At 35.6% G+C, this 15,517-nt stretch carries 15 protein-coding genes; 4 read left to right on the forward strand and 11 right to left on the reverse strand.

Annotated features, from left to right (window positions below):
- On the reverse strand, positions 1–423 hold the full coding sequence (locus ACVYAD_RS19555) for a Na(+)/H(+) antiporter subunit B (protein WP_349661496.1): 423 nt from the start codon (positions 421–423) through the stop codon (positions 1–3).
- Complete coding sequence (locus tag ACVYAD_RS19560; RefSeq protein WP_476427567.1) at positions 410–2,824, reverse strand: Na+/H+ antiporter subunit A; 2,415 nt, start codon at positions 2,822–2,824, stop codon at positions 410–412. Before ACVYAD_RS19560 ends, ACVYAD_RS19555 begins: the two co-directional genes overlap by 14 nt.
- Positions 2,825–3,645: 821 nt before the next feature.
- Here ACVYAD_RS19560 and ACVYAD_RS19565 point away from each other — a divergent pair.
- Positions 3,646–4,335: a histidine kinase gene (locus tag ACVYAD_RS19565; RefSeq protein ID WP_349661498.1), complete on the forward strand. Its 690-nt coding sequence runs from the start codon at positions 3,646–3,648 to the stop codon at positions 4,333–4,335.
- A 112-nt stretch (positions 4,336–4,447) separates the two neighbouring features.
- On the opposite strand, the gene ACVYAD_RS19570 is transcribed toward ACVYAD_RS19565, so the two are convergent.
- Entirely contained in the window at positions 4,448–5,650 is a 1,203-nt protein-coding gene (locus ACVYAD_RS19570; protein ID WP_476427568.1) for an MFS transporter, read from the reverse strand.
- 114 nt (positions 5,651–5,764) lie between these two features.
- Here ACVYAD_RS19570 and ACVYAD_RS19575 point away from each other — a divergent pair, with 114 nt between their 5' ends.
- Positions 5,765–6,484: a YetF domain-containing protein gene (locus ACVYAD_RS19575; RefSeq protein ID WP_476427569.1), complete on the forward strand. Its 720-nt coding sequence runs from the start codon at positions 5,765–5,767 to the stop codon at positions 6,482–6,484.
- 259 nt (positions 6,485–6,743) lie between these two features.
- Here ACVYAD_RS19575 and ACVYAD_RS19580 read toward each other — a convergent pair whose 3' ends face one another.
- The 5 genes from ACVYAD_RS19580 to ACVYAD_RS19600 all read right to left on the reverse strand — a co-directional run bounded on the left by ACVYAD_RS19580 (position 6,744) and on the right by ACVYAD_RS19600 (position 10,278).
- The gene (locus ACVYAD_RS19580) at positions 6,744–7,526 is read right to left on the reverse strand and encodes an ABC transporter permease (protein ID WP_476427570.1); all 783 of its coding nucleotides are present in this window, start codon (positions 7,524–7,526) and stop codon (positions 6,744–6,746) included.
- Positions 7,523–8,416, reverse strand: a complete 894-nt coding sequence (locus ACVYAD_RS19585; RefSeq protein ID WP_476427571.1) for an ABC transporter ATP-binding protein — start codon at positions 8,414–8,416, stop codon at positions 7,523–7,525. The genes ACVYAD_RS19580 and ACVYAD_RS19585 overlap by 4 nt, the downstream gene beginning before the upstream one ends.
- On the reverse strand, positions 8,413–8,616 hold the full coding sequence (locus ACVYAD_RS19590; protein ID WP_387096798.1) for a PLDc N-terminal domain-containing protein: 204 nt from the start codon (positions 8,614–8,616) through the stop codon (positions 8,413–8,415). The genes ACVYAD_RS19585 and ACVYAD_RS19590 overlap by 4 nt, the downstream gene beginning before the upstream one ends.
- Positions 8,617–8,878: 262 nt before the next feature.
- Entirely contained in the window at positions 8,879–9,310 is a 432-nt protein-coding gene (locus ACVYAD_RS19595) for a protein-tyrosine phosphatase family protein (RefSeq protein ID WP_386831229.1), read from the reverse strand.
- A gap of 20 nt (positions 9,311–9,330) precedes the next feature.
- Positions 9,331–10,278 carry a carbohydrate kinase family protein gene (locus tag ACVYAD_RS19600; RefSeq protein ID WP_349661505.1) on the reverse strand — a complete coding sequence of 316 codons (948 nt, stop codon included), beginning with the start codon at positions 10,276–10,278 and terminating at the stop codon, positions 9,331–9,333.
- A 254-nt stretch (positions 10,279–10,532) separates the two neighbouring features.
- On the opposite strand from ACVYAD_RS19600, the gene ACVYAD_RS19605 reads away from it, so the two are divergent.
- Both ACVYAD_RS19605 and ACVYAD_RS19610 read left to right on the forward strand, forming a co-directional pair.
- On the forward strand, positions 10,533–11,096 hold the full coding sequence (locus ACVYAD_RS19605) for a GNAT family N-acetyltransferase (protein ID WP_476427587.1): 564 nt from the start codon (positions 10,533–10,535) through the stop codon (positions 11,094–11,096).
- A 17-nt stretch (positions 11,097–11,113) separates the two neighbouring features.
- On the forward strand, positions 11,114–12,031 hold the full coding sequence (locus ACVYAD_RS19610; RefSeq protein ID WP_476427572.1) for an EamA family transporter: 918 nt from the start codon (positions 11,114–11,116) through the stop codon (positions 12,029–12,031).
- A 204-nt stretch (positions 12,032–12,235) separates the two neighbouring features.
- On the opposite strand, the gene ACVYAD_RS19615 is transcribed toward ACVYAD_RS19610, so the two are convergent.
- From ACVYAD_RS19615 to ACVYAD_RS19625, 3 genes are read right to left on the reverse strand one after another with little or no spacing between them, the layout of a single operon-like run.
- Positions 12,236–12,430 carry a bacteriocin-like WGxF protein gene (locus ACVYAD_RS19615; protein WP_476427573.1) on the reverse strand — a complete coding sequence of 65 codons (195 nt, stop codon included), beginning with the start codon at positions 12,428–12,430 and terminating at the stop codon, positions 12,236–12,238.
- Position 12,431: 1 nt separating this feature from the next.
- A complete protein-coding gene (locus ACVYAD_RS19620) occupies positions 12,432–13,061 on the reverse strand; it encodes an ATP-binding cassette domain-containing protein (protein WP_476427574.1) in 630 nt (209 codons plus the stop codon).
- Positions 13,062–13,068: 7 nt separating this feature from the next.
- Positions 13,069–15,243, reverse strand: a complete 2,175-nt coding sequence (locus ACVYAD_RS19625) for a DUF1430 domain-containing protein (protein WP_476427575.1) — start codon at positions 15,241–15,243, stop codon at positions 13,069–13,071.
- Between the last annotated feature and the right edge of the window lie 274 nt (positions 15,244–15,517).

Consider the following 15,517-nt stretch of genomic DNA (forward strand, 5'->3'; position numbering starts at 1 on the left):
CTACTCATCCTCACTTATACTTAAAATAATTGTGACTACAACACCAACTACTGTTAAAGCCACGCCAGCCTCGAAAATGGTTACCGTCGAAAAGCCCATCTTCCCGAATATCGGTACATTTATATAGCTATGTGTCTGCGTTAAAAACGGAACATCAAAAAATAGTGAGCCAATTGCTGTGCCCGTCGCAAGTAATACGCCAAGCGCAGCAACTTTTTTAAAATCAAAAGGCATCCCTTTATGCACTGTTTCAATGTCATACGCTAAATATAGTAGAACAATGCCGGAGGCTAGCACGAGACCGCCTATAAAACCTCCACCAGGAGCATGATGCCCTGCAAAGAACAAATAAATTCCAAGGGTTAAAATTATGAATACGACTGTCTTTGTGACAGTACGTAAAATAACGTCATTGATTTTCATGATCCGTTTCCTCCTTTCGTGGCTTTAGCTTCGTTAATGTATACACTCCTAAGCCAGCAATCAGAAGAACGACAACTTCTAGCATCGTATCAAACGCACGAAAATCGCCTAATATGGTGTTGACGATATTTGAACCACCCGCCAGCTTGTAAGAATCATTGAAGTAAGTAGCTACTGGCTCAAAGCGATCGAAATGGACAACCGCTAAGCCTACTAATGTAACTGTGGCACCAACGAAAATGGATATAATGACCTTAGACCATTGCATTTTTTTGCGGGAGGATTCAGGCATTAAATCAGGTAAATATTTAAAGCATAGAAGGAATAAAGCAGTTGTCACAGATTCAACGACTAATTGCGTTAATGCTAAATCCGGCGCACGGAAAATCACAAAGAAAAATGCGATTGAATAGCCAAGTACGCCATTTAATAACATTGCTGTTACGCGTCCCTTAGCAAAAATTATCCATACGGCAGCAAACATCATGACAAACACTAAAATGAGCTCATAGGACTCAATTGCGGAATCCTTTGCAAAATTAAATGCAATAGCATCAGACCATATAAAATATCCTGCGATAAGGGCAACAAAGAATACATATATATAGACAAAATAATGTGTTAAATTACCTGTCATATATCGATTCGTAAGCTTTGCAGAACTATTTTCACCAAACTCAATCAAACGATTGTAATACATATTAAACGTATATCTTTGTGGGAATATCCGATACAAAGGCTTCCAGCTTTTTAACGTTTTAAATAAAATAATACCCAGAATAATGACACCAACAGTCATTAACAATTCAGCATTAATGCCATGCCAAGCATGGATATGTGGTGTTAATTCACCAGTCGATGGGAATGCTGGATAAATACTTGCCATAGCAGGCTCTAAAATATAATGCCCTAGCACATTTGGGAAGAAGAAGATCACAACTACAAAGACGCACAAAATGATTGGCGAAAGTAGCATACCTAACGGAGCCTCATGCGGTTTTTTATCCAACTTATCAAGCTGTAGTTTTCCGAAAAACGTTCGACTGATTAAAATCATACAGTAAACAAATGTAAAGATACTCGCTACCCATGCCACTATTGGAAATAATAGTCCCAAATCAGAAATTGAAAATGCCTCTACATTGCGAATAGTTAATACTGCAGCGAAAAACATTTCCTTACTTAAGAAACCGTTAAATGGAGGTAAGCCGGCCATAGAAAATCCACCAATAACTGCAATGGTGAAAGTTATAGGCATTAAAGCCATTAACCCTCCAAGACGACGAATATCACGTGTGCCCACCTCATGATCGACAATACCGACCATCATGAAAAGTGCACCTTTAAACGTGGAGTGATTAATAAGATGAAACAACGCCGCAAAGCTTGCCTGCGTGTAAAGAACAGTATCTGCAGCATAGCCGTAATAATGTGCAACTGATCCTAGTCCAAATAAACTCATAATCAAACCGAGCTGACTAACCGTTGAAAAGGCTAGTAACGCCTTTAAATCTGTTTGCCGCACAGCATTAAATGAACCCCAGAACAACGTTACAAGGCCAATCACACTGACTAGCCAGAACCAAACAGCCTCTCCTCCAAACACTGGTGAAAAACGCGCAACTAAATAGATCCCAGCCTTTACCATTGTTGCCGAGTGTAAGTAAGCACTGACAGGAGTTGGCGCCTCCATCGCATCTGGAAGCCAAATATGGAAAGGAAACTGTGCAGATTTTGTAAATGCACCGATTAGAATAAGGATTAACGCTGGAATAAACAGTGTATGATCTCGTATAACCTCTACTTCGGCTACGATTTCACGAATACTAAATGTACCCGATGCTACATACAGCATCAAAAAGCCTGCAAGCATTGAAAGGCCACCAAAAACGGTAATAGTCATCGCTTTTCTTGCACCAGCACGAGACGCTTTTCGATGATGCCAAAATGCAATTAACAGGAATGATGACACACTTGTTAGCTCCCAAAATGTGTATAATACCATTAGATTATCTGAAAAGACGACGCCAAGCATTGCACCCATGAATAGTAATAAATAGCAGTAAAAATGGTGAAGAGATTCTTTCGTTGATAAATAAAATATAGAATATAAAATGACTAAACTACCTACACCCGTAATCAGCAAGCCAAAAATCATACTGAGTCCGTCGAGGTAAGTTGTGAAATTTATATTAAAAGAGGGAATCCACTCATATGTATGAATAAACGTTTTACCCTCGGCAATTTGAGGAATATAGCGCGCGAGTAAAAGAAATAGGATGAATGGAACGGATAAAACAAACCAGCCAAGATGTGCAACACGCCTTAGTCGCCTATAAAGTAGTGGAATAAGCGCAGCACAAACAAATGGTAAAAGTATCGTAATGAGAACTGTAACCAAGTGAAAACCTCCTACTATCAATTTCGTTCAGCAACTGTTTACTATAGTGAATGCGAAAAACTCCGATAATAAAGTATTCCCAAATCTACTGAAGTTACTACTGTTTATACTTTATTTCGAACACAAAAATTCTATAGCAATTGCTGGAGACTCTAACTTTATTCAGCAAACGTTTACACCGAAAAAAAGTTAAGCCTTTTTGCCTCCCACCAGGAAGATATAAGATTAATAAAGCTAATTAACATATCAGAAATTTTCTTGAAATTTGATTTTTTCACGTAATAAACTTGAATTGGAAAGTAAGCGGCATGTGTTGTAATAATAGACATTAAAAATAAAGACCAATCTAGATCATTCAACACATACTTTATGCAGAGAGAAGCTTTTGATGGTACACTGCATAAAACCTGGGGAACTTTTTAGCTATTTAGCTTCATATCCTGAGAAGCCAAAATAACCAATATCGCCTTACTCCTATAGAGAATGGCATGATTTTCAAACGAGATAATATGTACACACACAATGGCGTACCAAGTCACTTGACTATCTATTTAACTAACTGCATAATAGTGTGGCATATAGAGGCAATTGGTTTAAATGCACGAAATGCATAAATCAAATAACTGTAAAGTATAAAGATAACCCAGTTTTCTCAAGGTTTTCCCGATATATTGTCATTAACTTTTATACGTTTTTTAGTATACAATATAAATGAGCATAATGCACTGTATCAGCATCGATTTTAGCTGTTTTAGGATATTTTTTTCAAAATCGACAGTAGAATTAACAAAATAACAACATGATAAGAGGTGTTAATTTTTATGAAGCATGTAAAAGGACGTTTAGACGAAAGTATATTAGTTTGTGTTTACTATGGGCTTAACGGCGAGCGATTAATACGACGCGGTCATAAAATGGCTACAATGCTAGATTGTCCACTCTATATCCTTTCAGTCGATTCGCAACCCCTTGATGCCTTTGACGCAGAGAAGTCTAGCTACATTGAGCAATGGAAAAAGTTATCTGATGAGCTTGAAATTGAAGAGTTCATATTACAAGATAATGAAAAGCGTCCAATACAAAAAGTTATTGCAGAAGTGGCAAAAAATTACGGAATTTCTCAAATTATCGTAGGCCAAAGCGCACAAAGTCGTTGGGAAGAGATTACAAAAGGTTCTTTCCTAAATGTTTTATTAAAAGAGGTTCCTTTTGTTGATTTTCACATCGTGGCTGTCCAACGTCCAACTGACGATGATGATGCAAACGATACATATGAGAAAGGTGTACGTGCTTATTTAATTCAAGAACAGGGAGACTTTAAAGTAGCATTTACATGTCCTAAATATGTATCCATTGAAGGGATATTCTTCAAAGAGATTGGTACTGACTTTGATAATGGTATTTTTAAATTCACTTACAATGATAAAATGCATGAAGTTCACATATCAGAGGGATATATACTAGATAAGGGAAAACTTCCTTCTGAATTTTTATCACCATTACGTCAATAATAAAAACGCGTTTCTCTAATAATAAGAGAACGCGTTTTTGCTTATCGATAAGATAATGAATACCTTTCACTTTGGAGGAAACAAACTCGGGTGCTCCTCGCGATCTTTATGATTACACTGCCGAAGCTGGCTTATCCTTAGGTAAGAAAAAGGCTACTAGTAATAATAATGGTAGCAAAGATACAACCATCATTGTAAAATCAATCCCCTTATGATCCATCAATACACCAATGACCATCGCACCTATTGCCCCCATCCCAAAAGCAAAACCAGTTGTTAAACCAGCCATTGTACCAATTTTTGTTGGAACAAGCTCCTGTGCGTAAACCACTGTTACCGAGAAGCTTATCATAATGAGTGTGCCGATAATTACTAAAAATATAATGGCTGCCCATAATGGTACATATGGCAACGCTAAACAAAATGGCATCGGTACAACAACGGACAGTAAAATAACATTTTTTCTACCAATTCGATCTGATAGTGAACCTCCGAAAAATGTACCAATAACGCCAAATGCCATAAAGGTGAATATTAAAACTTGGCCTAGTTGAAGGCTAACCTCATAATGACCCATCAAATAAAACACATAAAAACTTGTAATATTAGTAGTATAAAATGATCGCGCAAAAATAATAGTAAACAGTAACGTCAACGCAATGCCTACTTGTTTCTTCGTTAATGGTGGCAAGTTAGAAACTAATACTCGCTTTTTCTTTGCCATACGTTCTTGCTCCAACTGCTTCTTATACCACTTTGCAATTTTACTTAATAGTAGAATACCTAGTGCTGCGACTACTAAGACCATTGCTGCACCACGTTGTCCAAAGATAGCGAAAACATAAGCGCTAATTAATGGTGCAAGTGCTTGCCCAGAGTTACCTCCGACCTGATAAATCGATTGAGCAAGTCCTCTTTTTGAGCCTGCTGCCATAAATGAAACACGTGAACCCTCGGGATGGAAAATAGCTGAGCCAAACCCTAAAAATAATACTGCAATAATTATTATCCAATATTGGGATGTGAACGCTATAATGGCTATGCCAATAAATGAACTAATCATACCAATTGGTAATGCATAGGGCATCGGCTTTTTATCGCTAACAAAACCTACCACTGGTTGCAAGGCAGATGCAAACATATTTAATACAAACGAAATAAGACCTATTTGAGTGAAAGTTAACCCTAAATCGGTCTTTAATATTGGGAACATCGCTGGTATAACAGCTTGCATCGTATCATTGATAAGATGGGCAATAGCTATTGCTATCATAATTGGATACACTGGGTTATTTAAATTTCCGACTTGTTTCATGCTGCCACCTCACTTTTTAAATTATCTCAAAATTTGGTTACAAATGATTGTCGCATACTATCGACCTTTTTGCACAAGCTATTTTCAATAGCGTTTTAAGGAGTTGATTTATGTATGGACGATTTTTTTCACGCTCATTTTTGGGAAATGATACTTAGAGCAACACTTTCTTTTTTCGCACTACTAATTGTAGCCCGAATTCTTGGAAAAAAGCAGCTTGGTCAGCTTACATTTTTCCACTATACGACAGGTATCACATTTGGTTCGATTGCTTCTGAAGTCGCAGCACAAGCTGAAACACCATTTTTAGACGGGCTTATTGCATTAATTTGGTGGGGCGTTTTAACTTATTTGATGACTATTCTTACTATTAAATCTAAAAAAGCTCGTGTACTAGTTGATGATAAGCCAACAATCCTTATTCAAAATGGACTTATTTTAGAATCTGCCTTAAGAAAAAATCGTTTGCATATGGATGAGTTAACGATGATGCTACGAGAACAAGCTATATTCTCTGTACAAGATGTGCAATATGCACTACTTGAAACTACCGGTAGGCTTAGTGTGCTACCCAAGCCTGCTGAACAAGCGGCTACAAAACAAGATGTAAAGGCCGATGTAACACCACCAACTTATATTCCAACAGAAGTAGCTTCAGATGGACAAATTATTTATGAAAACTTAGTTGAACTTGAATTGACGGAAGAGTGGCTTATGAAGAAGTTAAAAAAACAAAATGTCCAATCCGTTACAGATGTCTTTTTTGCCCAAGTTCAAGCAAACGGCTCCTTATATATAAGCTTGAAGGATAAAGCAAGACGATCAAGCCCTTAACAGCTTGTCTCGTCTTGCTTTATCTATTTTTACAATATCTGACAGTTTACAATGCCGATTCGTTTTCGAGCCGGCGTTACCTAAAAAAAAACACCAACCCGATAAAAATCTACCAAGTTGATGCTCTTGAATATAATTAAGTTATTTAAAAACAAAGTACAGACATGGAGTTCTCAAGGGTCGATTCGATGTCGGTCATTTTCGTTTTTAGACTGTGCTCCTCTATTCCAACCGGTGCTTGGAGACCCGCTGAAAGAAGTTAAATTTTCGTCATCGGTGCGTTTTTCTTCATCGTCAAAGCTCCGATACTCATACAAATTATCGTGATCACTAATGTAATAGATAGACTCCACCAATAATCCGACATCTCCATCGTGCCCCTCATTAATTGAACGCCATATACCGGTAATTTCCACGGTGATATTGTCCAAAATGCTCCTACTAAAGCATCTACTATTTGCCCAATAAATATGACAGCGAATGCACATGCTGTTGCTACCACTGTTGTAAAAGCCGCACTCATCATTAATGTTACTGCTATTACGAAGAGTAGCCAAGAAAAATACGTGAAAAAACTCGCCATCAGTGTCCCTATCTCAAATGTCCCATAAAGCACGACCGTATAGTATACGCTCGCCGCAAAACCAGCTAAAATGCTAATTAAGCTAACCGTACTCATGACGATAAATTTGCTCATAAAATAAGCGCCGAACGATATAGGACGGACATACAATAAAGTAGCCATCCCACTTGCTCTTTCTTTACTAATGGCTCCTACAAAAGAAGCTATTAATACGAGTAAACCTATCGTTTGAAATTGCCCAACGGAAGCTTGTAATAGGTCAACTGGCATTAGTTCCGGCATCAACATTTCAAAGCCTTCTGGTAAGTTACCAACAGCATTTAAAATATCCATCATGTAATAGTTTGTTAGTGGATCACTCATACCGAGCAATGCAAATACAAGAGGTATCCATAAAAACTTCCAGCTTCTCCAAGCTTCTCTAAATTCCTTTTGCAGAAGTACAGTAAATCCACTCATATTTTTCTCGCCACCTTCATGAAAATCTCTTCAAGCGATGCTGTTTGCCGCTCCACTTTTCGTATTTTATAAGGACTACTACTTAAATATTGAAGGAGCTCTTGCATACTCGGCCTTTCTTCAATAATTTCTATATATACATTACGACCTTTTGCTTCCCCAACAAGTTCAGATTGACTGGCAAAAAGTTTTGCCTCTTTTTCATTGCTAAATTCTACAACATAATTTAGTTCATCGAAACGTTGTCGAACTTCACGTAATGTCCCCTGTTCTACTAACTTCCCATCGCGTAAAAATAATAATTGATCGGTCATCTCTTCGGCATCATTTAAAATATGCGTCGAATATAAAATAGTCGTTTCTTGTTGTAAACCCTTTAACAAATCAAGAACTTCTCTACGACCTACCGGATCCAATGCAGACACAGGTTCATCCAATAACAGTAATTTAGGCTTATGCACAATTGCCTGGGAAATTCCAAGCCGTTGCTTCATACCACCAGAAAATGTAGCAATTTTTTTATTTACATCATTACCTAGACCTACAAACTCAAGTGTTTTTTGTGCCTCTACTATTGCTTTTTTTGCAGGCACACCATTTAACTTTGCAGCCATTTCAGTAAACTCTAACGCACTTAACCAAGGATGGAATTGCGGATATTGTGGCAAGAAACCAATATTGGCTCTTACATCACCATCCAACATTTTCACACTGCCAGAAGTTGGTTTTAATAAGCCCGTTAGCATCGATAATGTCGTTGTTTTACCAGCGCCATTAGGTCCAATTAAAGCTGTCGATGTGTTTTTTTCTAACGTGAACTCGATTCCATCTACAACTACTCTTTCTGCAAATTGCTTTGTAAGTCCTGTTACCTGAAGTAATATTGTCATGATTGTTTTCTCCCCACTATAAAGTACGCAATCGAACCAATATAACTAGTAAAAATGATAAGAAACACCCATAAAATTTTCGGCCCATTTGTTGCATGGATTTTTCGTAAATCAACTAGAGCTACAATCATTAAAATAAATTGAACCACAATTAGTGGTGCTATGACTGCCCATGGAACTTTCGCTAACTCCTCCATCATAGAGATCACCTCACCTTTGTTATATCATTACTATAACAAAAAAACCGTTCTAATGTGCATAGCACAATTTTATGTATGTTGAGAATGGTCAACCTATGCACATGACATACGTTTTAACAAAATGTCATCCAACTTTTTAATTTTATCGGCATGCTTGCAGGAATTATCGCCTCGATTATCTTTCACGTTTTATCTCCCAGCTATTAATGTTTATCGACTAACTAAAAAAGAAGATGTACCAAAATCCGGTACACCTTCTCATTTATTTATATAACTTCTGCAAAGCATCTGCCATTTTTGGTCGAATTGTTACTTGTGGACGCGCGTTCTTTACAGCCTCTTCCGCTTCCTCTAGGGAATCAGTCATGCCAAGCTCCATTAGTACAGCAGTGGCTGCCACTCCTGCGCGGCCTCCTCCGCTTCCACAATGGAAGTACACTTTCTGCCCATTCTCATAGGCAGCAACAATTTCTTTTGCAACGTTTTGAATAGAAGGCGCTACTGCTATGTCCTCATCAGCAATTGGCATATGCTTGTACACATATGAAACTGCTTCCTGCTCCTCATTAGATAAACCGTTTACGCGAACATCAATCACAATATCCACCGTTTCTTGTTCAAAAGCTACATCTGCATCTTTTGCACCGCCAAAGAATAATCGATCCTTCACTAATACATCGTAATTTTTCTCCATTGTATGCACACTCCAAACGACTATTTAAGTAAATGCTTAATATCATCATAGTACGGAAGAGCTGTTAATGCCCCTGCTTTAGTAGCTGCCAAAGCACCTAGTTTATTGCCAAAACTTGCACAACGAGCAAGTTCTTCCTCTGTTGTAGGTAAACCATTGTAATGAACATCGCGTAATACACCAGCCATAAATGCATCTCCAGCTCCTGTAGTATCTACTGGCACAACCTTTTCTGTCGGTACATGGATAACCTCACCATTTAATACCGCATATGTGCCATTTTCCCCTACTGTTACTAAAATAATAGGCACTAAATAGCTGTTTAATTGCTCAATTCCCTCTTCCAAGTTAGTTGTTTCTGTCAGGAAAAATAATTCCTCATCAGTGACCTTTAAAATATCTACGTTCTCGAAAAATGACGTGATCGTCTCACGGCAAATCTGCTCACTGCTCCAACGTAAAGGGCGAATATTCGCATCCATTGCGATAATTGCGCCTTTTTCCTTTGCCATTTCTACAGCAGCACGTGTTGTATCAAGGGCTGTAGGATGGAACATAGTCCCCGAGCACACTGTTAAAGCAGATGCATGTTTAAAAGCTGCTTCGTTTAACTGTGTTGCTTCTACTTGTAAATCTGGCGTCTCATCGACATAATCTTTAAAAATCCGCTCACATGCTTCTGTTAAATGAACATAGACACCACTAACACGCTTCGCAGGGTCAAATACCGCATAATCCAGGTTTACCCCTTCTTGTGCAAGGCCATCTCGAACGAATTGAGAGCCTTCGTCGTCTCCAGTAATCGTAATTAATGCAGATGGGGCACCAATACGGCTAATTCCCGCAGCAACATTTACCGTCGCACCACCCATATATTTAGTAAAAGATGTATTTGTTACATCATCGGCGATATAGTCAATAAAAGCATCTCCATAAACTAAAATATAATCTTTATCTTCCTTTGTCATTGTTGTCCTCCTGAAACTCTAGTCATTATAGAGTAACACGAAATCAGATATCGTATAAAGTTTTAAACTTTCGGAAAAATAATCAATTATGCCTTGGCATAATTGCGTCCGGAGGGTTTACCTTCTTTCAGCGGGTGTTTGGACACTCGTTGAAAGAAGGTAAAGATGCCGTCAGAATATCACCATTTATTCAAAAACTTGAGTCATCCTTTATCTTTGTTATACTTGCCTATAGAAAGGTAGGGATTTTGACAATGAGTATTACAATTCGACAAGCGCAACCACAGGATGCCCATGCCGTTATACCACTAATTATTGATGCGATTGGTGAAATTGCCAACCGTTTAACAGGAGAACAGACAACTGAAGCAGTAGAACAAGAACTTACTGTACTATTCAAGCGTGAGGATAATCGACATTCCTATTTAAATACTTATGTTGCTGTTGAGAATGAGCAAGTACTAGGAATTCTTGTTTACTATAATGGTGTCGAAGCCATTCAAATGGATGCAAATCTCGTAAAATGGCTTGAAGAAAAAAATGCGCCATCCGTCATCATCGATAAAGAAGCCCATGAAGATGAATATTATATTGATACTATTTGTGTATCACCAGCAGCACGTGGTAAAGGAATAGGAACATTATTACTACAATTCGCCTTAGAGGAAACGCAAAAACGAGGCTATTCAAAATTATCATTAAATGTTGAAACGGAAAAAGAGGACGCTCGTCGTCTTTATGAACGTATGGGCTTTGTTATTACAGAGCCATGGTCCATAATCGATGAACCATTTCATCATATGGTCAAGCAATTTTAGGAAGTGAAATAAAAAACATGAAAAAGAATTTAATTTATCCTCTATTGATTGTCATTGCTTCTAGTAGCTACGGAATACTATCGACAATTGTCAAAGTAGCTATGCAGCACGGCTTTACAACAGGAGAGGCAGTATCAAGTCAATATATTATTGGCTTTATGCTTGTTGCAACTATTTTTATAGTGACACAAAGACAATTACCGAAGCTTTCTAAAAAGGGACTGCTAATTTTAGTGTGCGCCGGGATACTTACCGGTACTACAGGGATTGTATACGGGGAATCATTAAAGTATCTTCCCGCATCTCTTGCAGTAGTCATGCTCTTCCAATTCACGTGGATCGGCTTATTAATAGATTGCGCACTTCATAAACGCTTACCAAGTCGGACTGAAGTGATTTCTATCATTGTATTATTTGCTGGAACTATTTTAGCGGCTGGTGTACTAAATATAGATTTAAGCGGTATCGCTATTCAAGGCTGGCTTCTAGGTTTTGCTGCTGCCTTTACTTTTGCTTGCTTTATCCAATTTAACTCTCGCCACGTGGAGGGTATTACAACTACATCACGCGTGTTGATTGTTTCCTTTGTCGCCCTTATCATTATTAGTATTTTCCTAAACCCTGAAGTTCTTTGGAACGGCAAATTATTCGCTGGTGGTTTATGGAAATTCGGACTAGCATTAGGACTCTTCGGTATTATTTTGCCGATCTATTTATTCTCTATAGCTGTCCCGAAAGTAGGAGGAGCCCTTGCTTCTATTTTAAGTGCTATCGAGTTACCCGTGGCTGTAACTGTTTCAGTTATTGTTTTACATGAACCTTTAACTCTTTTACAAATAGCGGGTATTATTTTGGTTATTCTAGGTATGATGCTACCGACAATACTTTCGCAGCGACGACAAAAGGATAAATCTTTAGAGCCTAATAGTAAGTAAATACTTTAATCTAAATTTTAAAGGGAGATGTATCATTTTTTTGATACACCTCCCTTATTTCTTTATTAACTTTTATAAACCGAGCGCTCTATACATAAATTCCGTAATTTGCGTGTGTGTTAAGTTTTCGTTAGGTCTAAAATTACCGTTTTCATCACCTAGTGCAATAATTACCAGCTCTTTTTATGTGAAGTACTACCACATCTATAAATTTTTCTCTTTATAAAACATTATATTTACAAGCAAATTTAATACGAAAAAAACTAGTATAAATAGACCCCAATATGTAACTAGATTCTCATATCCCAACAACATTACCCTATAAATAATTTTATGTATAACTACAGTTAATAGTATTAATACACAATTGATTACAGATAATGAAATAATTTTTATCATCTCATTCTCTCCGCTCTATTTGAATTATTCTGTCTGAACGTTCAGCTACTTCCTTATCATGAGTTACACAAATAATAGTTTTTCCTGAATCTTTTAATTGCTTAAATAAATTTAAAATAACTTCTTTATTTAAGTCATCAAGATTTCCTGTTGGCTCATCTGCTAATATTATTTCGCAAGGTTTTAACATCACTCTTGCTATAGCAATCCTCTGTTGTTCACCACCACTTAACTGATAAACTTTCTTTTCTAAATATGTAGCATCCAAGCCGACTTTTTCTAAATTATTTATCGTTATTTCATTACTAAAATTGTTACTATATGCCTTTGAAATTAGTAAGTTATCTTTAACTGTTTCATTATTCATTAACACATAATTTTGAAATATATATCCGAATTTATACCTTCGCAAATACATAGTAACTTTACGGTTTGGATTTAAATGACCGTCTATAGAAACAGTACCTTTTTCAGGCTTATCTAATAGGCCAATCATATTTAAAACAGTCGTTTTACCTGCACCACTTTCCCCCATAATAGATACAAATTCTCCTTTATTAATGTTCAATGAAAAATTTGTCAGTATAGCTTTCCCCGAAAAACTTTTACTTATATTTTTGAGTTCAATCATTAGATACTTAATCCCCTTTTACTACTTTGTTTGTATTTTTCTCGTTCGAAAATTTGATAAATACATTAAAGAATAGAAGTTCTAAAAATAAAGTTCCTAAAAGCAACAATATAACATTAGTACTTTTGAAGAAATAAAACACCAGTGCAGCTGCGAAAATATTAGAGAGACTAGCTATTAGAATAATCGTTTTATTTCGTTTCCAATAAGAATAACCGAACAAATATTTCAGGGTTAATTGATAAAGATGTGCATTATAGTAAGACCAAATATATGCAACAAAAAGTATAAATGAAAATATAATAACTATGATTAAACCAATTAGTTGTTGAAATAATCCCCATTTTAGTTCAATTATTTCATCACTTGCTTCGTCATAAACAGATACTACGTTATTTATTTCTTTAACGTTTGCTTCTTCTAACGATGAAGAAATATTTTCATAGGCATTTCCATTCGAATTATCTAAGAAAAATAATGAATGTGTCGCATACGCACCTATGGTAGAAGTATCTAAACTATCAGTGTATAACACAGCAATAGGATCTATCACTCTATTTTTTTGGTTTCCTCTATAATTACTAAATGTAAAATATTCTTGTCCTTTTTTTGTATAGATTATATTAATTTTTAAATCGTCTATTTTCTTTTCAATTAATGGTTGAGCGAGTTCCTTATTATACATATTGACAATTTCAACGCTTTGGAAATAAAACCATTCTCGATACGAATTAACAATATGCTCTTCGATAACATTTAAATGTTCAGGCACTAACACATTCAAGGTATTTTTATCCTCATGCAACTGCTCAATAATCGACACACCATTACTACTTTGAATTGGGTTGACTTTGAGATAATTTTCATCTATAACAATACGTCTGCCCTGAGGGGTATAAAGATCATTTGTATTTTTAATACCTAACATATAGCTATATATAGGTTTTCCATCTTTATAATTAATAACACTAAATTTTTCGGCTTCTATGAGAAAGGCCTGGTTATTTTTTTTGATTTTTTCATAAAACAAGCTTAATCTATCATTTAAATCTCTATCGAGTTTTAAATTATCAAAAATATCATTATTTAGCACACCTACTTGAATACGAAATACATTTTGAGTGTCATCCCAGTAACTTAAACTATTAATTTTATTGGTTAAATTATTATATTTCATAAAAGAAAAGCTAATCATACTAAAAAGAGCAATGGATACTACCGTTTTTAAAATAATCGACATCCACTGAATTTTACGAAATGGTAAAGCACCTTTAACACTTTGATGATAATTAAATTTAATAATTAATAAAACACCTAGTAATGTAACAAATAGAAGAATCATCGAAAGTAAAATATTCACTAGTATGAACAGTGGGAGAAAATCTTTTAAAAAATATACTTTTTTAAAAGTTACAGAAATTATAATTATTCCTATTAAGAATAATGTGAATATAACGGACAAGAACCATAAAAAGGGGCTGAAAAAAGAACGTACAATTTTCGCTTTTGAATACCCCCATAGAGAATACAAAAGTAAAGTTTTTCGTTGTCGGATTAAAAAATAAAATATTCCTATTATATAAATAACAAAAGAAAAAATAACAATCATTAATAAAGAAATATTTGTTAATAATAAACTACTTATATTTTCTTGTTTAATCTGTACCTTACCGTAAGAGGAAAATTCTTTAGTAAAAGAATGAAGGAGTTCTTTATCTACACTACTCAAATAAAATTCATCTTTAAATCCTACATTTTTTATTTGTTTAAAGTCATATATATAAAATTCCCAATTAGTTACTGGAAAGTAGAACATACCTGATTGTTTTTTTTCATTTTCTTTCAAGTAATTAGCGATAAAACGTTTTCCAGTCGGAAATTCTCCAGATTTTAAGTTGATATAAGAATCTCCTAAAACGTTCGTAGAGTAAATATTTAAAGAATTGTCGTTTATAAAATTATATTGAGAAATATTAATATTATTTTTCTTTGAAAATTCGACTAAATGTTCAGTGAATTTAGTTTCATCGAAATTTATTTTGGCATAATTATAGTCAATCATAACAATTTGATTTCTTTTATATAAAAAATCAACTACTATATGATTCGAAAATAGCGAATAACTGAATAAATTTGATGTAATTATTACGATAGTTAAAAATAGATATATTATTTTTTTCATGAATATATCCTTTCAATAAACACAACGTATAGGAAAAATCCCTATACATTGTGTTTGTTTAATATTTATATAACATTCCAATTTGCTGTATTACCCCAAAGTGAAGTTTTAACCCACGCATATGCTAAGTTACCTGTTGCTTCCCATTCACTTTTACGTTTGTATTCCAATTACCTGCGGCTGACATATGTACTTTTGAAGGATGGTTGTACTCCGAGGAATGACGATCCAATCCCCAGATTACGTTCCATGTACCACCTCCAGCTTTTACAGC

The organism is Lysinibacillus sp. G1-3 (genome assembly GCF_056322905.1).